Below are 471 nucleotides of genomic sequence, written 5' to 3' on the forward strand. Positions count from 1 at the left end.
GAGGGGTGGCGGCGGCTGGACACGGCGTCGGGCGGGTGGCTGCGGCGGCTCATCACGACCACCGTCCAGCTCAACGCCCGCCCGCTCACGCTCCCCGAGCGGACGGAGCACGCGGTCGCGGCCATGCGGGCGTTCGCTCCGGACCGCGCCGACCTTCCCGATCCGCCGCAGCTCGACGATCCCGTGTACGGACTGCCGTTCCACGTCCACCTGGCCGCTCTGCTGCGGGTGCGCGACGGCGACACGGCCGAGGGGGCGGGCGGTGGGCTGCTCGGACGGTTCGTCGTTCGCGAGCTGGACCAGTGGGTCCGCGCGGAACGCGACGGGCTCCCGTCCCTCGGTGAGGAGATCCCGCGGGTGGACGGCTCCCAGGGGCCCGCGCGGCAGGCGGTGGCGGCGTACGTGCTGACCGCGCCGGCCTCCGCCGAGCTTCCGGGCGTCGTGTCCGGCGTTCCCCATGAGGGCGGGAGG

1 protein-coding gene is annotated in these 471 nt (G+C 76.2%); it reads left to right on the top strand.

Annotation, left to right across the window (positions count from 1 at the left end):
• A partial coding sequence (locus tag C1J01_RS50985) for a hypothetical protein (RefSeq protein ID WP_181449400.1) occupies window positions 1–471 on the top strand: 471 nt, incomplete at both ends.

Source organism: Nonomuraea aridisoli, assembly GCF_003236395.1.
GTDB lineage: Bacteria > Actinomycetota > Actinomycetes > Streptosporangiales > Streptosporangiaceae > Nonomuraea > Nonomuraea aridisoli.